This window comes from Marinomonas sp. S3726, from assembly GCF_000967665.1.
Lineage (GTDB): Bacteria > Pseudomonadota > Gammaproteobacteria > Pseudomonadales > Marinomonadaceae > Marinomonas.
Map to the genome: position 1 here is coordinate 445,782 of NZ_JXYC01000004.1, position 18,714 is coordinate 464,495.

Annotated in this window: 20 protein-coding genes; 8 read left to right on the top strand and 12 right to left on the bottom strand. The window is 41.7% G+C overall.

Features of this window, described 5'->3' with window-relative positions; translation table 11 throughout:
* Nucleotides 1-80 precede the first annotated feature (80 nt).
* The 5 genes from TW85_RS03210 (at nucleotide 81) to TW85_RS03230 (ending at nucleotide 5,999) form a co-directional block, all read left to right on the top strand.
* Nucleotides 81-1,037, top strand: coding sequence for a GlxA family transcriptional regulator (locus TW85_RS03210; RefSeq protein ID WP_046015620.1), 957 nt, complete (start codon nucleotides 81-83; stop codon nucleotides 1,035-1,037).
* 213 nt (nucleotides 1,038-1,250) lie between these two features.
* Nucleotides 1,251-2,141 (top strand): 3-keto-5-aminohexanoate cleavage protein, encoded by an 891-nt coding sequence (locus TW85_RS03215; protein ID WP_046015898.1) that lies wholly within the window; start codon nucleotides 1,251-1,253, stop codon nucleotides 2,139-2,141.
* Nucleotides 2,142-2,151: 10 nt separating this feature from the next.
* A complete protein-coding gene (locus tag TW85_RS03220; RefSeq protein WP_046015621.1) occupies nucleotides 2,152-3,120 on the top strand; it encodes a 3-hydroxyacyl-CoA dehydrogenase NAD-binding domain-containing protein in 969 nt (322 codons plus the stop codon).
* 124 nt (nucleotides 3,121-3,244) lie between these two features.
* Complete coding sequence (locus TW85_RS03225; protein WP_046015622.1) at nucleotides 3,245-4,924, top strand: BCCT family transporter; 1,680 nt, start codon at nucleotides 3,245-3,247, stop codon at nucleotides 4,922-4,924.
* A gap of 76 nt (nucleotides 4,925-5,000) precedes the next feature.
* Nucleotides 5,001-5,999 carry a GlxA family transcriptional regulator gene (locus TW85_RS03230; RefSeq protein WP_046015623.1) on the top strand — a complete coding sequence of 333 codons (999 nt, stop codon included), beginning with the start codon at nucleotides 5,001-5,003 and terminating at the stop codon, nucleotides 5,997-5,999.
* A gap of 44 nt (nucleotides 6,000-6,043) precedes the next feature.
* Here the strand turns inward: TW85_RS03230 and TW85_RS03235 are convergent, their stop codons facing one another.
* From TW85_RS03235 to TW85_RS03280, 10 genes are all read right to left on the bottom strand, one after another.
* Nucleotides 6,044-7,228, bottom strand: coding sequence for a TauD/TfdA family dioxygenase (locus TW85_RS03235; RefSeq protein ID WP_046015624.1), 1,185 nt, complete (start codon nucleotides 7,226-7,228; stop codon nucleotides 6,044-6,046).
* Nucleotides 7,229-7,433: 205 nt separating this feature from the next.
* Nucleotides 7,434-8,204 carry a twin-arginine translocase subunit TatC gene (gene tatC / locus TW85_RS03240; protein WP_046015625.1) on the bottom strand — a complete coding sequence of 257 codons (771 nt, stop codon included), beginning with the start codon at nucleotides 8,202-8,204 and terminating at the stop codon, nucleotides 7,434-7,436.
* A gap of 22 nt (nucleotides 8,205-8,226) precedes the next feature.
* Nucleotides 8,227-8,619: a Sec-independent protein translocase protein TatB gene (gene tatB, locus TW85_RS03245; protein WP_046015626.1), complete on the bottom strand. Its 393-nt coding sequence runs from the start codon at nucleotides 8,617-8,619 to the stop codon at nucleotides 8,227-8,229.
* Nucleotides 8,620-8,622: 3 nt separating this feature from the next.
* Nucleotides 8,623-8,832, bottom strand: a complete 210-nt coding sequence (tatA, locus tag TW85_RS03250; protein WP_046015627.1) for a Sec-independent protein translocase subunit TatA — start codon at nucleotides 8,830-8,832, stop codon at nucleotides 8,623-8,625.
* Between the two features lie 28 nt (nucleotides 8,833-8,860).
* A complete protein-coding gene (locus TW85_RS03255; protein WP_046015628.1) occupies nucleotides 8,861-9,193 on the bottom strand; it encodes a phosphoribosyl-ATP diphosphatase in 333 nt (110 codons plus the stop codon).
* Between the two features lie 16 nt (nucleotides 9,194-9,209).
* Nucleotides 9,210-10,853, bottom strand: coding sequence for a ubiquinone biosynthesis regulatory protein kinase UbiB (gene ubiB, locus TW85_RS03260; RefSeq protein WP_046015629.1), 1,644 nt, complete (start codon nucleotides 10,851-10,853; stop codon nucleotides 9,210-9,212).
* 2 nt (nucleotides 10,854-10,855) lie between these two features.
* Nucleotides 10,856-11,611, bottom strand: coding sequence for a bifunctional demethylmenaquinone methyltransferase/2-methoxy-6-polyprenyl-1,4-benzoquinol methylase UbiE (gene ubiE, locus TW85_RS03265; RefSeq protein ID WP_046015630.1), 756 nt, complete (start codon nucleotides 11,609-11,611; stop codon nucleotides 10,856-10,858).
* A 179-nt stretch (nucleotides 11,612-11,790) separates the two neighbouring features.
* A complete protein-coding gene (locus tag TW85_RS03270) occupies nucleotides 11,791-13,305 on the bottom strand; it encodes a GGDEF domain-containing protein (protein ID WP_046015631.1) in 1,515 nt (504 codons plus the stop codon).
* 14 nt (nucleotides 13,306-13,319) lie between these two features.
* Nucleotides 13,320-13,949, bottom strand: coding sequence for a thiol:disulfide interchange protein DsbA/DsbL (locus TW85_RS03275; RefSeq protein WP_046015632.1), 630 nt, complete (start codon nucleotides 13,947-13,949; stop codon nucleotides 13,320-13,322).
* 219 nt (nucleotides 13,950-14,168) lie between these two features.
* Complete coding sequence (locus TW85_RS03280) at nucleotides 14,169-14,771, bottom strand: c-type cytochrome (protein WP_046015633.1); 603 nt, start codon at nucleotides 14,769-14,771, stop codon at nucleotides 14,169-14,171.
* A 203-nt stretch (nucleotides 14,772-14,974) separates the two neighbouring features.
* Between TW85_RS03280 and yihA the strand changes: the two genes are divergently transcribed.
* Entirely contained in the window at nucleotides 14,975-15,610 is a 636-nt protein-coding gene (yihA, locus tag TW85_RS03285; protein WP_046015634.1) for a ribosome biogenesis GTP-binding protein YihA/YsxC, read from the top strand.
* A gap of 76 nt (nucleotides 15,611-15,686) precedes the next feature.
* Here yihA and TW85_RS03290 read toward each other — a convergent pair whose 3' ends face one another.
* Both TW85_RS03290 and mutY read right to left on the bottom strand, forming a co-directional pair.
* Complete coding sequence (locus TW85_RS03290) at nucleotides 15,687-15,971, bottom strand: oxidative damage protection protein (RefSeq protein ID WP_046015635.1); 285 nt, start codon at nucleotides 15,969-15,971, stop codon at nucleotides 15,687-15,689.
* 100 nt (nucleotides 15,972-16,071) lie between these two features.
* Complete coding sequence (gene mutY, locus TW85_RS03295; RefSeq protein ID WP_046015636.1) at nucleotides 16,072-17,121, bottom strand: A/G-specific adenine glycosylase; 1,050 nt, start codon at nucleotides 17,119-17,121, stop codon at nucleotides 16,072-16,074.
* A 304-nt stretch (nucleotides 17,122-17,425) separates the two neighbouring features.
* Between mutY and hisB the strand changes: the two genes are divergently transcribed.
* Nucleotides 17,426-18,019, top strand: a complete 594-nt coding sequence (gene hisB / locus TW85_RS03300) for an imidazoleglycerol-phosphate dehydratase HisB (protein WP_009834134.1) — start codon at nucleotides 17,426-17,428, stop codon at nucleotides 18,017-18,019.
* A 25-nt stretch (nucleotides 18,020-18,044) separates the two neighbouring features.
* Entirely contained in the window at nucleotides 18,045-18,707 is a 663-nt protein-coding gene (gene hisH, locus TW85_RS03305; protein WP_046015637.1) for an imidazole glycerol phosphate synthase subunit HisH, read from the top strand.
* Nucleotides 18,708-18,714 lie beyond the last annotated feature (7 nt).

Below are 18,714 nucleotides of genomic sequence, written 5' to 3' on the forward strand. Positions count from 1 at the left end.
CATAAAAAAACTATGCTATTGATTAAAGTCGCATATAAATTGATTATTATCGACATCCTAATCGGGAGAGGAGATGAAACTTGTTTGGTGATCCATCAAGAACGAAAGTACAAAAGATTCACTTTTTGTTACTGCCAGGCTTCTCTCTGTTTGGCTTAACCTCCATGTTAGACCCTTTACGCCATGCAAATCGTACTCAAGGAGAAGACTTGTATGAGTGGCAACTTATCTCAGAAAGCGGTGGTTTAATCTCAAGCAGTGATAGCATTGAGATAATGACTCATACCCAGATTCAAGCCATAGATAAGTGTGAAACCTTAATTATCTGTTCAGGCAGTGACCCTGATTTGGTAACGACACCCGCCCTATTAGGTTTTATTCGACAGCAAAGCCATTATGGTGCTGATATTGGTTGTCAGGATACAGGTGCTTATATTGCGGCTGCGGCGGGCATTTTAGATGGCTATCGAGTCACCATGCATTGGGAAAACCATGAAACAACTCAGGAGGCTTTCCCTAAGGTAACCTTAGTGCAGGAGTTGTTGGTTATAGATAGAAAGCGTTTTTCTTGTCCTGGTGCCTTAGCGGGTTTAGATATGATGCTGTATCTGATTAGAGCCCAGCATGGACAAGAACTGGCGACCTTAGTGGCTGATGAGCTTGTTTATACCCACCAAAGAGAGCATAGCGAACCTCAGCGACGTTCCTTGCAACTTCGTCTAGATAGTCGCAATCCAAATTTGCTCGAAGCGGTGCAATTAATGGAACAAAATATTGAAGAGCCTCTGTTGATTGCAGAGCTAGCTGAGCATATTGGTATTTCAGATAGAGAGCTTGAACGTTTATTTAAACGACATCTAGAACAAACCCCAAAAGCATTTTATCGTCAGCTTAGGCTAGAGAAAGCCCGCTGGATGTTACAACAAACTAAAGACAGCGTAACCTCGGTGGCGACTGCTTGTGGCTTTGTTTCTCTTTCTCATTTTACCCGCTGTTATCAAGAGCAATTCTCCAAACTTCCTAGCCGAGAAAGGTAGCTCTAAAGCAAAATATCCATCTCAATATGTCGTAAACAGATAGGTGTATCTATTTACGACATCCCTTCTTTTTTGTGGTTTTTAGGTTATTAATCATCGATTTTAGACAAAATTATCCTTTTTTAAGGTGTAACTTTGATGTCACTTGATGATGAGAGCGAGACATACCGACTTGTCTCTCGTTTTTATTTAACCCATGAAAGAGTCCTTATGATGAATCAAGATGTCATTATTACTTGCGCTATTAATGGTGCTGGGGATACAGCAGATAAAAACCCGAATGTGCCCGTTACCCCAGAGCAAATTGCTAATTCAGCGATAGAAGCTTGGAATGCAGGTGCGGCCATTGCCCATATTCATGTTCGAGATCCAGAGACAAAGCAAGGCTCTAGACGAGTCGACCTTTACGCTGAAGTATGTGAGCGTCTTCGAGCATCTAACTGTGACATTGTCATTAATCTAACCGCTGGTATGGGTGGCGACCTTTATATTGGACCCGAAGAAAAGCCAACCGCATTTTGCCCAGAAACAGATCTGGTCGGTGGACTCGAGCGTCTTGTTCATATTGAAGAGCTAAAACCTGAAATCTGTACCCTAGATTGCGGTTCATTAAATTTCGGTGATAACAATCTTGTCTATGTGTCGACACCCGACATGCTTCGCCTCGGCGCTGCTCGTATTAAAGAGCTCGGTGTGACGGTTGAATTAGAAATCTTTGATACCGGTAATCTTTGGTTTTCTCTGCAAATGATGAAAGAAGGTTTGCTTGATGACAATGCTATGTTCCAGCTGTGTCAGGGGATTCCTTGGGGAGCACCACCGGACTTTACTTTATTGAAAGGTATGGTGGATATGCTGCCTGATCACAGCCAATGGACAGCGTTTGCTTTGGGCCGTAACCAATTACCTTGGGCTGCTCAGTCTGCCTTATTAGGTGGTCATGTCCGTGTTGGCTTGGAAGACAACTTGTATTTAGGTAAAGGCGTGTTGGCAACAAATGGTCAATTGGTAGAGCGCTCAGTCAATCTTATCGAGAGTATGGGAGCACGTATTTTAAGCCCAACTCAAGCCCGTGAAAAATTACGCCTACGTGGCACTCAATAGGAGATAGATTATGGCGCGTCCTAATCCGGATCAGGTATCAAAAGTTGGGGTAATAGGTACAGGTGTTATTGGTGGCGCTTGGGCTTTGCATTACCTTCGCATGGGAATGGAAGTTGTTGCGTACGACCCTGGCCCTAATTCAAAAGAAAAATTGTTGACCATGGTCGACAACATTTGGCCCACGATTGAAAAGTTAGGCTTAAGAGAAGGGGCAAGCAAAGATAAATTACGTTTTGTTGACTCTCTTGATGCTTTGGCTAATCAGGTTGAGGTTATCCAAGAAAGTACGCCAGAGCGACTAGATGCTAAACGTAGTTTGTTTGCGGACCTTGATCGTATTGTTCCTGCTGATGTCGTGATTATTTCCAGTACGTCAGGATTTGCCATGACAGACATGGCAAATGAGCTTGAGGCTCAGCCTGATAGATTTGTCGTTGGTCATCCTTTTAACCCGCCTTATCTAGTGCCTTTTTGTGAGGTTTGTGGCGGTGAAAGAACCAGTCAAGAAGTGGTTGACTGGACTGCGGCTTTTTATGAAGCAACAGAAAAACAAGTCGCCAAAATGGATAAAGAATTGCCGGGCTTTATTGGTAACCGTCTACAAGAAGCTTTATGGCGTGAAGCCTTGCATATGGTGGCTAACAAAGAATGTTCGGTTGAAGACATTGATAAGGCGATCGCCTATGGGCCGGGTTTACGTTGGGCCATTATGGGGCATTGTTTAACCTTCCATTTAGGTGGTGGGCAAGGCGGTATGGCACATCTATTGGATCACTTTGAAGATGCATTAGAAGAGCCTTGGACGCGTCTTAAAGCGCCGAAACTGACACAAGAATTGAAAGATGACATGGTGGCTGGGTGTTTGACACAAGCCAATGGCGCGTCCATCGATGAACTTGTGCAAGAGCGTGATGATTGCCTGATTCGTATTATGCAGACACTAGACGAATATCGAGCGGAGAAAGGCATTAAACGCTAAGCGTTTGATATGTGTGAGTTCAGGATGACTGGTCTGGCATGGATGCCAAAGAGGTGAAAATGAAGTCGTAAAAGTAACAAAGAAAGCTCTCTTAATAAAAACTATAGAAATGGAGAATACGCTTATGTCGTCTACCCCTCAAGAAGGCTTTGAAGCATCAGAGTCTAGGGTATTTAAAGCTGAAAAACTGGCCCAAACGGGGCTATTTAAAGGTATGCATAAAGGTATGACGATTAGTTCGTCACTCTTAGTGCTCTTGTTTGTATTATTTACTGGATCGAATACAGAATTAGCTGGGGAGCTATTTGGCAGTATTCGAACCTGGATCGAAGTGACCTTTGGTTGGTATTACATGGTCACCATTGTTTTCCTAATCGCTGTTTGTGCCTTTATCGTCTTTAGTCGATTTGGTAGCGTGCGTTTAGGTGACGATGATAGCCGACCTGATTTTAGCAATTTCGCTTGGTTCTCTATGCTATTTTCTGCCGGTATTGGCATAGGCATCTTATTCTTTGGGGTTGCTGAACCGATTTTCTATCTGGATAACAGTGGTGCGTTTGGTTACCCAAATAACCCTTATGCCGATATGGCAGGTGCGGGAGCAATTGGTTATGAAAGGGCGGTAGATGCTCTGAGAGTGACATTTTTCCACTGGGGTTTTCATGGCTGGGCTGTTTACGTCATCGTTGGTATGTCATTAGCTTACTTTGCTTATCGTAAAAAGCTTCCTTTGGCGCTACGTTCTGCACTTTACCCTTTTATTGGTGATCGTATTTATGGGCCTATAGGGCATATTGTTGATATCTTCGGTGTGCTAGGTTGTGTGTTTGGTGTGGCTACTTCACTGGGGTTAGGTGTCAGTCAGATGTCGGTTGGGCTTGAAAGGCTCATTGGCGTTGATTCTGGTGTACCGACACAACTTGTTTTGATTGTTTTGATTACCATAGTTTCTGTGTTGTCTGCGCTGTCTGGGGTTGGACGCGGTATTAGAATTATCTCTCAGTGGAATATTATTGTCTCCATTCTCGTCGTTGCTTTCTTTTTATTCGGCGGACCAACAAGTTGGTTATTAGCTATTTTTGGTGCTTCGTTAGGAGATTATCTCGCAAACTTTGTTCAAATGGGGCTCTGGTTCCCAGAAGAAGATGGCCCTGCAAAATGGCAAAACGGCTGGACAGTTTTTTACTGGGGCTGGTGGTTAGCTTGGGCACCTTTTGTTGGCTTATTTATCGCGCGGATTTCTCGCGGACGTACCCTAAGAGAGTTTGTGATTGGTGTCTTGCTAGTACCTACTATCATTATCTTTGTATGGCTAGGTATCTTTGGTGGCACTGCACTTTTCCAAGAATTAACCAGCAGTGCTGGAGTGGGTAACGCCGGAATTATTGAGCTTGTTAAAGCTTGGAACTTGCCTGCTGCTTTATTTGCGAGTGCTGACGGTATCTTTGGCGAAGGTGTTATTGGCTGGATAGTATCTGCCATGATGGTATTCCTACTAATGAGCTGGTTTGTGACATCGTCAGATTCAGGTACCTTGGTATTAACGACTATCCTATCCTTAGGGAATGAAGAGCCACCAAAAGTTTTCCGTATCTTTTGGGGTGTTGTTATCGGATTAGTTGCAGCAGCCTTGTTAGTTGCTGGCGGTTTAAGTGCTTTGCAAACTGCAAATATTGCAGCCGCGCTGCCGTTAAGCTTGATTATTATTGTGATGACGCTAGGTGTCCTTAAATCTCTCTTTAGCGAAGTGAGTGGTCTGGGTAAAACTGGAGGCGATAGCGAAACGCAATTAGTAAAAGATTAACAACCTTTAGCTTGTTGGCTAAAACTTTAAGATACGGCTGTAAAATCAAGGTCGTATCTTTTTTTTAGGAGTTTTGATGCAAACCTCGCCATACCCAAAAACGCAAAAGCCTTTAATTGCAGATGATGATGGGGTTTTTACCTTATCTTTTTTGCTTTTACCTGAATACGCTATGGCGTCGCTGCTTTCTGCTATCGAACCTTTGCGCATAGCTAACCGTTTAGCGGGTAAAACGTTATTTAGGTGGCAGTGTTTTAGTGAAGAAGGGGAAGCGGTTTTTGCCAGTAATGGTTTAGCTTTGCAAGAATCTAAATCAATAAAGAGCGCTGAGAAACCGAGAAACCTCTTTGTGAATGCGAGCTTTCATCCTGAAAAACACACTTCAGACAAATCTATTAAATGGCTACGTGAACTGCATCGTCTCGGGTTCATGATAGGTGCCCTAGATACCGGGTGTTATTTGTTAGCTAAGGCAAAGTTATTAGAGGGCTATCAAATTACGTTGCACTGGGAAGCTAAACCCGCTTTTCAAGAACGTTATCCCGAACTTGAAATTAGTGACGAACTCTTTGAAATTCAGGATAAGCGCATCACCTGTGCAGGTGGTACTGCTGCAACCGATATGATGCTGTATTTAATAGAAGCCTATTTTGAACCAGAGCTGGCGATTCTAGTGTGCGAGCAACTCATTAAAAGTGAGGCTCGAAATCCAGCCGATCATCAAAGGGTTAGCCAAGGTGAAAAACTCAACTTACATCATCCTAAAATTTTAAAAGCCTTGGAGTTAATGGCATCCAATATTGAAACCCCGCTAACCACATCGGATCTAGCTGACTGTTTGTCTATTTCAGTTAGGCAGCTCGAAAGATTGTTCTTACAGTATTTAGCATCAACGCCTTCAGCTTATTATGTGCAATTGAGAGTGGAGCACGCACGCTACCTCTTGTCTGATTCTGGTCTTAGTATCTCAGATATTGCGCTTGCCTGTGGTTTTAGCTCAACCGCGCATTTTAGCCGTCGTTATCGAGCGCTTTATGGTACAACAGCCAGCCAATATCGCTCAGGCATAGAATAGCGGCCTATTTTTATAACCGCTAAACCTCTATTTTGTTTGAACCCTTAGAGCGCATCCCTTTCAAGTACTCTTATGCGAGATAAGAGCTCGTCCCTATCGACATAACAACCTTGTAGGTGTCTTGATCCTGTTTTCAGGTCGAACGCATTACGGGCGTGTAAGACTCTACGATTATCAAAGACGATGAGGTCGCCGCTATTCAGGCGATGGAAGAACTGAAACCTTTCTTCTCGAGTGAGTCGTATAAAGCAACTGTAGGCTTTATATAGGGCTATGGTCTGATGTCCTGGTACATCAATTGGCCCTCTTAGGAAGTTAGCAAGACGAACTTCAATAACCTGTTTTTTTTCATCAAGCACTATCGCTGTGCCTCGAAAGCGATAGTCACTGTGTTTGTCTTTATTATAAAAGGCCATGGGGATACTGGATAAGCTTTCAAACTCTTCTGGGTAATGTTCGCGCATATGCTCGGCTATCTTAAAACCATCTACCAAAATTGATTCGCCACCTGCGGCATCGTTGACTAGGCAGTGTAAAAACTGCAATCCAGGCTGTAACTCTCGTGTCGGTAAATCTGTATGCAAAGGTAAGCGTAAATCAGTATAAGCGGTACTATTGGCATCGGCTTTTGCCTGAACATTAAAAATAGTGCCAAAGTTAGTTTCTCGAATAAAAGAGATGCGGTTTGCCACCTTAATCAGGGTATTTGGCTCTCTTTCTACACTCTTAATAAGCGCTATTCCATAGTCTCTTAAATCTTTTAGCCAAGTTAAAAGGTGTTGGTCGCTTTGCATGATATTGACGCAAGTATTAGTGGGTAACTCTTGATGTATTGTTTCTTTATCCCACACTTTTGCGTGCCACTGTTTAGCCTTCAAGGCGCTGTCACTATAACAATGACTGAATAACCAGCCGGGGTGATACTGGCTAATATGATCAGCATGATCCCACTTGATTACTAGTCTATTATCATCGGATAAGTAGGCTTCTTGAGGCTTTATTGTTTCTGGCACATCACAAATTTCAAATACCTGCTCCCTTGTGAGTGTGGCAATACATTCAGAACAATGACAATTATCTCTTAACCAAAGGTAGTGGTATTCGCTCTCATGGCCGTTATCCCATGTGATTAAAAGCGATTCGTTTCCTAGTTGAACATTTAGCGGAATTTGCTTTATAGGGTAAGGGGTAAATGATGCAATTTCTGTATGGGCGTCGGCTAATGTCATTGTACTTTCCTAGTTAATGTTTCAATGAGAGAGGTAACTCTTTGAATCATCTTATAACGAGGATTAACGATTTTTGTGGTACCGAGTCGACATCATATTGCACCAATCCGACAAATTTATGAGGGTGTTTTTCTCGCCAATCATAAGTTTTAGCCATAAAAAAAGAGAAGCTAGGCTTCTCTTTTTAATTTGCTCGTAAGAGTCTTTATTCTGTCTGAGTGGATTCTTCACTAGGCTTCTCTTCTTCGACCTTGACGGTTCGTCCTGCTAATAAACCAACTTCAAATAACATCCACATAGGGATAGCTAACAGGGTTTGAGAAAAGATATCAGGTGGGGTGATCAACATTCCCATAACAAAGCAGCCAAGAATAATATAAGGGCGCTTTTTAGATAAGGATGCAACGCTTGTGACACCCGCTTTGATCAAAAGATAAGTCGCAATAGGGATCTCAAAAGTAACACCAAAAGCAAAAAATAGTTTTAAAACAAAATTAAGGTAACTATTTATGTCTGTCATGACGGTTACTTCACTTGGGCCGACCGAAGTAAAGAAACCAAATACAAGTGGCAATACGACGTAATAGGCAAAAGCTACGCCGCCATAGAAAAGAAGAACACTCGAAACGAGTAAAGGAATCGCGAGTTTCTTTTCATTTTTGTATAGGGCTGGGGCAATAAAAGCCCAAGCTTGGTATAAAGTAAAAGGAATGGAGATTAAAACGGCAACAAAAAAAGTTAGCTTTAACGGCGCTAAAAAGGGAGAAGCTACTTCTGTAGCAATTAACGAACTCCCTTCTGGCAATAACGCCCTAAGTGGTTCTGAAATTGCTAGGTATAGTTCGTTAGCTATGGCATAAAGCGCTAGAAAACAAATCAAAATAGCCAAAACAGATTTGAGTAAGCGGTTTCTCAATTCGATAAGGTGAGAAACTAGCGGCGCTTGGCTCTGATTATTTTGTGTTTCACTGCTCATATTAACATCTTAAATCTAGGGATTAACCAGTAACAGATTTGTTATCCGCTTCATTGGGTTGGGCTGAGGTTTGCGTTTGCTCAGATGCTTCAGCAGAGGTTTCTTTAGACACGTCTGGTTCATCTTTAGTCATAGCACTTTCAGGCAAGGGAGTGATGGTGTTTTGAATCACACCTGGCGAGTTGGACGCCGGGTTTTCTTGCATGATGCGTTGGTTATTTAAATCCAATTTACGCTGCAGCTCTTCTTGGTCTAGTTGTGCATTGATCTCACGTTGAACCGAGTTGATACTTCGTCGTATTTTACGAACCCATAATCCAGCTGTTTTTGCGGCGTGAGGTAGGCGTTCTGGTCCTAAGATCAGAAGGCCTACAATAAACACGACGATTAACTCAGAGAAGCCAATATCGAACACGGATTATGCGCTCTTGTCGTCTTTTTTAGATTCGCCATCAATTGCTTTTGCTTGGGCGTTCTTATCATCTTCGTCTTTGTTAACGGCTTCTTTAAAGCCTTTAACAGCACCGCCTAAATCACCACCTAGGTTTTTAAGCTTCTTAGTGCCAAAAATTAAAATAAGAATGGCCAAAACGATTAATAGTTGCCAAATGCTGATTCCACCAAGCATAGTTTTTCTCCTAAATTAGGTTATCTGGTTATTTAGTACGGTTGGCTTTTTCTTCCAAACCGGACAAGTTAAAACGACGGGCCAGTTCATTTAAAACATCTTCTGGACCTAAATCTAGGTGAGAAAGCATGATTAAAGAGTGAAACCATAAGTCAGCTGTTTCATAGATAAGTTCAGACTTATCGCCAGATGCTGATGCATCTTTTGCCGCTATAATAGCTTCAACAGATTCTTCGCCGACCTTTTCTAATATCTTATTTAACCCTTTTGCGTGCAGGCTAGCAACATATGATGAATCTGGGCTAGCTGTTTTACGCTCTTCAATTGTTTGTGCGAGCTGGGCTAATACTTCTTCTTTCATTGTAAAATCTCTTGTACTACTTCTTTAATACTAACAGGTATATACCAATAGCGAATAGGGCCAAGCTAGTTAAATCAGCATTTGCAATACGGGTGAGGCTAATCTCATCTGCATTTAACCAAGCTGTTACTAAGCTAATAACACCTAATATTTTAAAAGGTAACATCCGATTGTTACGTTTTAGCTCTTGTTCTAATTTAATAATTGCTTGAGTGTTTTGTTGATGTCTAACATCTTGATGACTTATCTGTTCGAGTGCTGAATAAACGAGATTCGGGATCTTAGGTAGATGTCCTGCCCACTCTGGTGCTTGTACTTTTATCTCTTCAAAGACTCTTTGTGGACCAATTTGTCCTTTTAACCAGCGCTCTAAGAAGGGTTGTGCGGTTTCCCATAGATCTAAATCTGGATAAAGCTGACGACCTAGGCCTTCAATATTGAGTAGGGTTTTTTCTAATAATACAAGCTGAGGTTGGACTTCCATATTAAAGCGACGTGCTGTTTGGAATAAACCAATAATGACTTGGCCAAAAGAAATGTCTTTTAGCGGTTTTGCAAACATAGGCTCGCAAACACTACGAATAGCTGATTCAAATGCGTGCACCGGTGTGCCTTTTGGAACCCAGCCACTTTCAACATGGAGTTCGGCAACCAGTCGATAATCGCGTTTGAAAAAGGCAAGCAAGTTACGCGCAAGATAGCTTTTATCCTCATAGGAAAGGCTACCCATGATGGCGCAATCAATACCTATGTATTTTGGTGATTTAGGGTTAGTAATATCGACAAAAATATTACCTGGGTGCATGTCTGCATGGAAAAAACTGTGGTCGAAGACTTGAGTGAAAAAGATCTCTACGCCACGAACAGCTAAGCACTTCATGTCTACATCTGCTTGTTTTAACTCATCAATGTTAGCGACAGGGATACCAGAAATTTTCTCTGCTACCATGACGTTTTGGCGAGTGTAATCCCAGTAGATATTAGGAACATAGAGTAGGTCTGAATCTTCGAAATTGCGTCTTAGCTGGGCTGTATTAGCGGCTTCTTTAGTTAGGTCTAACTCATCAAGAATGGTATGTTCGTAGTCTTCAATAACTTCAACTGGTCTTAAACGACGACCATCATCATTGATGTTTCTAACTAGTTTCGCGATGGCATAAAGTAGACCTATATCTTTACGAATAGTCTTCTCTATTTTTGGTCGAATAACTTTAACAACAACCTCTTCACCGCTGGTTAAGGTAGCACAATGAACTTGTGCAATAGAGGCTGAGGCAAGAGGCTCTATGGTAAAGTCTTGAAAAACATCTTCAACACTTGCACCTAGGGCTTTTTCAATAAGGCTACGCGCTTCTTCTTTATTAAATGGCGGGACTTTATCTTGTAATTTAGCCAATTCATTGGCGATATCATCATCAAGTAAATCACGGCGTGTTGATAAAATCTGTCCAAATTTGACAAAAATAGGCCCAAGAGAGATTAAAGCCATGCGTAATCTCTCGCCTCTTGTATAGCGCTTACTGGGTTTAAGTAAGCGGCTAACCAGGCCAACCGAGTACTTTAGGTACCAAGGGAGTTTGTCGTAAGGTAAAAAAGCATCCAGACGAAAGCGTATAATTACGGCCAGTATCCGTAGCGCTCGTGATAAATTTTGAAACATTTTTACAGCTTAAATCCCTTGTGAAGTGCAACTATGCCACCTGTCATATTTTGGTAGCTAGTGCGCTCAAAACCTACATCATCCATCATGCCTTTTAGTGTTTCTTGATCTGGGTGCATGCGGATAGATTCTGCTAAGTAACGATAGCTTTCTGAATCATTGGCAATGAGCTTGCCCATCATAGGTAATAAACGGAAAGAGTACTGATCATAAATATTGGACAGACATTCAGATTCAGGCTTTGAGAACTCAAGAATGAGAAGACGACCACCTGGCTTCAAGACACGATACATAGAAGCAATGGCAGCATCTTTATTTGTTACGTTACGAAGGCCAAATGCAATAGTGATACAGTCGAAGGTGTTATCGGGAAAAGGCAGGGCTTCAGCGTTGGCTTGAACGAACTCAACATTACCTACAACGCCTCGATTAGCCAGCTTGTCACGACCTACTTTTAGCATGGAGTCATTGATATCAGCTAAAACAACTTTACCTTGAGAGCCGACAATGCGGGAGAACTTAAGGGTCAAATCGCCAGTGCCGCCTGCGATGTCTAGTACCTTGTTACCTGAACGAACACCTGACTGGTTGATCGTATGCATCTTCCATAAGCGATGAATACCACCAGACATAAGGTCATTCATGATGTCGTACTTTGCCGCTACAGAATGAAAAACCTTGGCTACGGCGTCGACTTTTTCATCAACTGGAATTTCTTGAAAGCCAAAGTGTGTCGTTTTGTCGTGTTGATCTTGCATGAAAATGTGTCCTAAACCCTAATCTTAAGGGTGACTAGTATTCCGCTTTTGCATGTTTGACTAATAAAGTGAAACGAAGAAGACGGCTAAAGGTTAAAATATAAGGCTATTATGAAGATCTATGAGTAAAAACTCTATTGATCTCACATAATTATTATTAGATTTTTGACAAAACAGAGTTACTCACTAATCACTCTGTTTCTGCCTGCACTCTTAGCTTGATAAAGCAGTTTGTCAGCTCGCTCAAATAAGGCTTCGTGAGACTCACCCGTAGCTAGTTGAGCTATGCCTATCGAGATAGTAATAGGTACAGGTTCACCGTTAACGTTGAATGGCATCTTTTCAACGGCATCACGAATGGCTTCTGCTTTGTTTTTAGCATCCAAGAGGTTGCAATTAGGGAGCAGAAATACGAACTCTTCACCACCATAACGGAATACCATGTCTTTTTCTGAAAGGACATTTTTCAGCTGTCGAGGCAATAGGTTTAAGACTTTATCGCCAGCTAGGTGACCCCAGGTGTCGTTTACATTTTTGAAGTGGTCTATGTCGAACACGCCTAATATTAGAGGCTTTTTGCTCTTTTGCGCTAGCTGACACATGGGCATGATAGTGTCTTGGTAAGCACTACGGTTAGGCAGGTTAGTAACAGTATCTGTAGTTGCTTGTGCAATTTTTTGTTGCAGGTTTATTCGTAAGTTCGAACTGTCTTTCTCCATCTTGGAGACTTTTTGTCTGAGCTGAGTGATAGATTGAGTGGCAGTTTTCTCTTGTTCTATCATTTGCTTTTGATACTCAGTCATGGTGTTAGAAATATTATCTAAACGCACAGATATGAGTTTCTGTAATTCGGTAAGGTCGTCAGCTTCATCAACGGCGGTAGAGGTTTCACTTACTTGCTGCTGAATCTTGTCATTAAAGCTTTCCCTGTGGGTAGAAAGTGTTTTTTGCGCCTTATAACTATTGCCAACACTGATGTTAATTGAAGCTAGTTGTTTATTTAGTTTGCCTAGGTAAGAGGTTAGCTCTTGCTGAGATGAGCCTAGCGCTATCATAGTTAAATTAATACTTTCAGATAATATCTGCGGCACAATTTGAAGTTTCTTTTCCTGTTCAAGCAAGGACTTAAGTTCGCTTACTTGTTCATCGTATTCGATTGGAAGTGCCAAATTGCCTAACAAGTTTAATAGAGTGCGCGAAATATCATTAACGACGTCCTGTTCGGACTTTTCAGATTTTGTTTCTTCTTTGGTAAAAAGGCGACTGAAAAAAGAACGTTTTTTGACCGCCTCTTGATTAAAGGTCGCTTTAGTTAGGATTAAAAACTCTGCTAAAAGAGCGGGCCATTGGTAACTGCTTTGCCAGTGAGAGCGAATGTTGGTTTCTAACGCACTCTTTTTTTGATTAGGGATATGATGATTTGGCAGGCTATTTAACGACTCGATGAGATCCAACAAGCTGTCTTTAAATAGTTTGGCTCTTTCTGCTCTTGATTTATCTGCAGCGATTAACCTTGGTTCAGCTTCTTTCAAAGCGAGGCGAACGTCATTTTCGTCCGCCTCACCAGAAATTGTACGCCTGATTTGAGCTAATGTTTTATCTAGCTCAGGGTCCATGCCCTCAGCCATCATACTTGTTCTAGAAACGGCCTTCCGTAAGGCTTCGACAAGGTTATCACTAGATGGATCAGGCATTGGGCCTCGCTTAATTAATTTTTCATAGTTTGGCGTTCTTGTTCGATCAAGAAATCAACCACGCTATAAATTTTATTATTACCACCTGCAGATTGCGCTGTGACTAGGTATTTTCCGTTTACGATTAAACCTGGAACACCACGTGCGCCGTAAGCTCTGATTTTTGCATCAGCTTGTGACAGACGGCTATTTACTGCAAATGAGTTAAATTGCTTTTTAAAGTTAGCTTCACTTACTCCGAATTGAGTGAAGAACTCAGCAAGTTTATCTTCAGAGTTTAGCCTACGTTTGTCTAGATGAATTGCATTAAATATTGCGCCATGTGTTTTTTCTTGTAAACCCAACAGTTCTGAAACGTAATAAGCTTTAGCTTGAGCTTGCCAGCTACGACCGAAAACAGCAGGCATAAACTTAAAATCTACATCGTCTGCGATGTTCTTGCTCCAAGCTTGAGTAACAGGTTCAAGGCTGAAACAGTGTGGGCATCCGTACCAAAAAATCTCAACAACTTCTATTTTGTTTGGGTTTGCAGTACGTACAGGGTTTTTAATCAGTGTATAGCCGTTCCCCGGACTATAGTCAGCTGCCAATAAAGATGCAGGTAAGCATAGTAATACAGCTAAAGTGATTAAGATCTTTTTCATGAAATCATCCTATGTATTAGAAAAAACTAGGGGCATGTCTATGCCAATAAGGTTGCAAGCAGTAAGTTAGGATTCCGCTAGCAAACAAAAGTTCATTCGAATGTTGGAAAAATACAAAAAAACCTCCATGTGGAGGTTTTTTAGTCTCAAGCCTCTGTAGTAATGCACTCACTCAGAGGTTTGAGTTAGGTTTGGATTCCGCTCAGGTTAAAGAGCAGACTAGTACAAACCTTGAATGTAGCTAGAAACCGCTTTGATTTCGCGATCATTCATTTTGAATGCGATATCTTGCATGATTTTAGCTGGGTCATTTACACGCTCGTTGCTTTGGAATTTCTTCAACTGAGCTGCAGTGTAGTCTGCGTGTTGACCTGCAAGTGCAGGAAATGCTGCTGAACCTAGGCCTTTACCTGCTGGACCGTGGCATGCCATACAAGCAGGAACGCCAGTTTTTGGGTTACCTGTACGGTAAACCGCTTTACCAGCTTCAACAAGCTCTGGATCTGCCTGACCAGTAACCACTGGGTTGCTAGCAAAGTATGCTGCAATGTCACTTAGGTTTTGGTTGTTGTAACCATCTAACAAGCCAGTCATCTCTGTCACAGGACGTGAGCCAGATTTGATGTCTTTAAGTTGCTTTAGCAGGTAACCTTCTTGTTGACCTGCTAATTTAGGAAAGTTGGCAAGTGCGCTATTACCATCCGCACCATGACATGCTGCACAAACAGTCGTCAATTCTTTACCCGCTTCTGGGTTACCTTGCGCTACTGCGGCAGAAGATGCCCCCATTGCGACCAACATACCAATTAGTACTTTTTTCATTCGCTGCCCCTGACAATCCAATCAAAATGTGACGACTTTACCTGGCGAGTAGAGTCACCACCTAATTTGCCCGCCTATTAAACCAGATTTTCCAGCATGTTTAACTAGTTTAAACATGGTAAATAAGCAAATTAGCAGGCATTATATACAACCAGATGTAAAACGTGAACGCTAATCCTACTCTATTGACGAATATCAAGTATATGACACCCTTTGATTCCATTTTTCGCTCGGCTCATTTTATTAAAAGTGCTGAGAAATTATCCCAATGCCCAGTTGACCAAGGTTTAGAAGTTGCCTTCGCGGGAAGATCTAATGCGGGGAAATCAACTGCCCTAAATACCTTAACTGATCAGAAGAAACTGGCGCGTACTTCGAAAACGCCGGGGCGTACCCAGTTGATTAACTGTTTTGGGCTAAATGTTGAAGATCGTCGTCTAATAGATTTGCCAGGTTACGGCTTTGCGAAAGTACCTGTTGCCATGAAAATGAAGTGGCAAGCGCATATGCAAGATTACCTAATGAATCGCCGCTCTTTGGCTGGTGTCGTTTTGGTTATGGATATACGTCACCCTTTAAAAGAGTTTGACCACATGATGTTGGACTGGGCTAAGTCTAATAAAATGCAAGTTCATGTGATTTTGACTAAATCTGATAAGTTAAAGCGTGGTCCTGCAAAATCAACTAAGTTGCAAGTGGCTAAAGCTCTTAAAGATTTAGAGGTAATAGGGACGGTACAAACTTTCTCCGGTTTGAATGGCGATGGTATTGATGAGCTTAGATTGAAATTAGCAACTTGGCTAAATCTAGAATTGTTTATTGAGCCTGAAGCAGAGTAATTCTGTAGACGCTATAAAAAAGCCGCGATTAATATTAATCGTGGCTTTTTTGTGTCTGTTATTACGGATTTAAGTTTTATAGCTCTTCTATATCGTCAAAATCTGTATGGCCTTGGATTTTGTCTGTTTCTTCATTGTTAAAAAACTTTTCCATCTGCTCCATTATGTATTTGCGTGAGTCTGCTTGCATCATGTTTAGTTGCTTTTCATTGATCAGCATAGTTTGCAGGGCTTGCCACTCTTGCCAGGCTTGTTTTGAAATGTTTTCTAGAACATCAATTCCTTTTTGGCCGGGAAAAGGTGCGCGATCTAAACCTTCAAGCTGCTTCTGATGTTTTTTGCAAAAAACTGTCTGTGCCATCTTCTCGGCCCTTATCTTGTTCGTATAAAAATGAATAATGTTTTAATAATGGGGCTTTAACCCCAAGTTTCAAGCTATAAAGTTGGCTTGATTCATTGCCTTATTTATCTAATAAAGGCGTCAAAATTTTGCGAACCGGCGTTGGTAAACCTAAAGCCATGGCTTCTTCTAATGTATACCATTTGTATTTACCATCTTCACCTATTTCGTCGCTGGCTTGAATGCTTGCTAAGTATGGCGTTATCTCTAAATGATAGTGACTAAAGGTATGACGAAACTCTGTGAGAGTGCTTAGGTTTTCTACTGTTAGTTTAAACCTTTGCTCTGTGGCTAACGTTATGGCCTCATCTTGGCTTTCAGGCAAACTCCACAATCCACCCCAAATACCTGTACTTGGTCTTTTTTCTAACAAAACTTTTCCATTCGGGTTTTGTAGTACCAACATATCTGTTTGTCGTGTTGGAATACTCTTTTTAGGTTTTTTAATCGGGTAATCTGTTGGTGTACCTGAGGCAAGGGCTTGGCAATCATCTTGGATAGGGCAGAACAAACATTGAGGCTTACTGCGAGTACAGAGAGTGGCGCCCAAATCCATCATGGCCTGAGTGTAATCGCCACAACGTTCTGCCGGCATATAGCTCTCAGCTAGTTCCCACATGGCATTTTCGGTTTTCTTTTCACCTGGCCAAGTATCGATTGCATGGAAACGGCCTAAAACCCTTTTAACATTGCCATCTAAAATAGCCGTTTGCTCATTACGAGAGATAGATAGAATTGCAGCAGCCGTGGATCTACCAATACCTGAAAGTTCACATACGCCTTCTAAGCTTGCCGGAAAAGTGCCATCAAGCTCATTAGCCAGCACTTTCGCTGCTTTATGAAGGTTTCTGGCGCGAGCGTAATAGCCTAAACCACTCCAGTGAGCGAGCACTTCATCTTCTGGGGCATCAGCAAGATGATATACATCCGGAAAGCTTGTCATGAATTTCTGATAATAGGGAATAACAGTCACTACTTGAGTCTGTTGTAACATAATTTCTGAAATCCAGACCCGGTAAGGCGTTTTATCCATTTGCCACGGAAGATCTTTGCGTCCATGTTGATCAAACCAAGTTAAAACTCTGTCTGCAAAATTATCGATAGGCTGCATTTTTGTGTCACTTAAATAAAGGTGGCGGCATGATATCACTAGTAATTAGCTTGCCATAACCTTTGCTGGAAGTAGAACTTAATATATGCAAATAAAGTTGGTCTAATTTCCCGTTTAATTCCTTTAGATAACTGCTTTTAGCGGCATTTTGAGTATATAATCGAGATCCTATGCAAATTTGAAAGTCGTTCAGCTTACTCGTTACGTCAGTCCGTATGAGTTGCACCCTCTTAGTGAGTCTAGAGAGAAGTCTTTTATTTTTATTGATTCAGCCAATACCAACAATGCCAGGAGAGTAATTCCTATGTCAGATCGGATCGCTAGTGTTGAGCGTAATACGCTTGAAACACAAATTAAGGTAAGTATTAACCTAGATGGAACAGGTAAATTTAACTGTGAAACAGGTGTGCCTTTTTTAGATCATATGTTAGATCAAGTTGCACGACATGGTTTGATTGATTTGGATATCCATGCAGTTGGTGATTTACATATTGATGCCCATCACACGGTAGAAGATTTAGGCATTACCCTAGGCCAAGCTTTTAATCAGGCTGTTGGCGATAAAAAGGGCATTAAGCGCTATGGACATGCTTATGTACCATTAGATGAAGCCTTGTCTCGTGTGGTTATCGACTTTTCAGGCCGTGCTGGACTAGAAATGCACGTGCCTTTTACTCGTGGCTCGGTCGGCGGCTTTGATGTTGATCTTTTCTCTGAGTTTTTCCATGGATTCGTTAACCATGCTCAAGTGACACTTCACCTTGATAACTTACGTGGTAAGAATACTCATCACCAAGCTGAGACAGTATTTAAAGCGTTTGGTCGCGCTCTACGTATGGCGCTAGAAGTTGATGAGCGTATGGCAGGTCAAATGCCATCTACTAAAGGTTGTTTATAAGCCGTAAGGCTCAGAGGACATAAAAATGACACTAGCAAGTAACAAAACAGTTGCAGTCATTGATTACGGAATGGGAAACCTACACTCGGTAGCAAAAGCATTAGAGCATGTTGCTGACGAGAATACACAGGTAATAGTAACAAGTGATCCAGTCGTTATTGAGGCTGCAGATAGAGTGTTATTACCTGGCGTTGGAGCGATTCGTGATTGTATTGGTGAAATGTACAGCACGGGTTTGGTGCCAAGCATCCAAAAGGCGATGAAAGAAAAGCCATTTCTAGCGATTTGTGTAGGGATTCAATCCCTTATGTCTCATAGTGAAGAGAATGAAGGTGTTGATTGTTTAAATCACTTTGCAGGTAATGCGCTTTTCTTTGGTGAAGAGCACAAAGACTATGATGGCAGTAAGTTAAAAGTTCCTCACATGGGTTGGAATCAGGTTAAGCAAAGTATTGCGCACCCTTTATGGAAAGATATTCCTGATCAGGCACGTTTCTACTTCGTACACAGTTTTTATGTTGTGCCAGAAGATAAAAGCGAAGTGGCTGGGAGCTGTGATTATGGCCATGAATTTTGTGTCGCTTTAGCAAGAGATAATGTGTTTGCAGTTCAGTTCCACCCTGAAAAAAGCCATAAAGATGGTTTGCAGCTTTATAAGAACTTTTTGAACTGGGATGGCAAGCCTTAGTTTGTTT

Bases quoted from the DNA above. Each gene is read 5' to 3' on its own strand.
- yihA (WP_046015634.1), top strand. From the start codon at position 14,975: ATGACACCCTTTGATTCCATTTTTCGCTCGGCTCATTTTATTAAAAGT.
- TW85_RS03255 (WP_046015628.1), bottom strand. From the start codon at position 9,193: ATGAAAGAAGAAGTATTAGCCCAGCTCGCACAAACAATTGAAGAGCGT.
- TW85_RS03230 (WP_046015623.1), top strand. From the start codon at position 5,001: ATGCAAACCTCGCCATACCCAAAAACGCAAAAGCCTTTAATTGCAGAT.
- tatC (WP_046015625.1), bottom strand. From the start codon at position 8,204: ATGAGCAGTGAAACACAAAATAATCAGAGCCAAGCGCCGCTAGTTTCT.
- TW85_RS03235 (WP_046015624.1), bottom strand. From the start codon at position 7,228: ATGACATTAGCCGACGCCCATACAGAAATTGCATCATTTACCCCTTAC.
- TW85_RS03225 (WP_046015622.1), top strand. From the start codon at position 3,245: ATGTCGTCTACCCCTCAAGAAGGCTTTGAAGCATCAGAGTCTAGGGTA.
- TW85_RS03220 (WP_046015621.1), top strand. From the start codon at position 2,152: ATGGCGCGTCCTAATCCGGATCAGGTATCAAAAGTTGGGGTAATAGGT.
- ubiB (WP_046015629.1), bottom strand. From the start codon at position 10,853: ATGTTTCAAAATTTATCACGAGCGCTACGGATACTGGCCGTAATTATA.
- TW85_RS03215 (WP_046015898.1), top strand. From the start codon at position 1,251: ATGAATCAAGATGTCATTATTACTTGCGCTATTAATGGTGCTGGGGAT.
- TW85_RS03290 (WP_046015635.1), bottom strand. From the start codon at position 15,971: ATGGCACAGACAGTTTTTTGCAAAAAACATCAGAAGCAGCTTGAAGGT.
- TW85_RS03280 (WP_046015633.1), bottom strand. From the start codon at position 14,771: ATGAAAAAAGTACTAATTGGTATGTTGGTCGCAATGGGGGCATCTTCT.
- TW85_RS03275 (WP_046015632.1), bottom strand. From the start codon at position 13,949: ATGAAAAAGATCTTAATCACTTTAGCTGTATTACTATGCTTACCTGCA.
- TW85_RS03270 (WP_046015631.1), bottom strand. From the start codon at position 13,305: ATGCCTGATCCATCTAGTGATAACCTTGTCGAAGCCTTACGGAAGGCC.
- hisB (WP_009834134.1), top strand. From the start codon at position 17,426: ATGTCAGATCGGATCGCTAGTGTTGAGCGTAATACGCTTGAAACACAA.
- hisH (WP_046015637.1), top strand. From the start codon at position 18,045: ATGACACTAGCAAGTAACAAAACAGTTGCAGTCATTGATTACGGAATG.
- mutY (WP_046015636.1), bottom strand. From the start codon at position 17,121: ATGCAGCCTATCGATAATTTTGCAGACAGAGTTTTAACTTGGTTTGAT.
- tatA (WP_046015627.1), bottom strand. From the start codon at position 8,832: ATGCTTGGTGGAATCAGCATTTGGCAACTATTAATCGTTTTGGCCATT.
- ubiE (WP_046015630.1), bottom strand. From the start codon at position 11,611: ATGCAAGATCAACACGACAAAACGACACACTTTGGCTTTCAAGAAATT.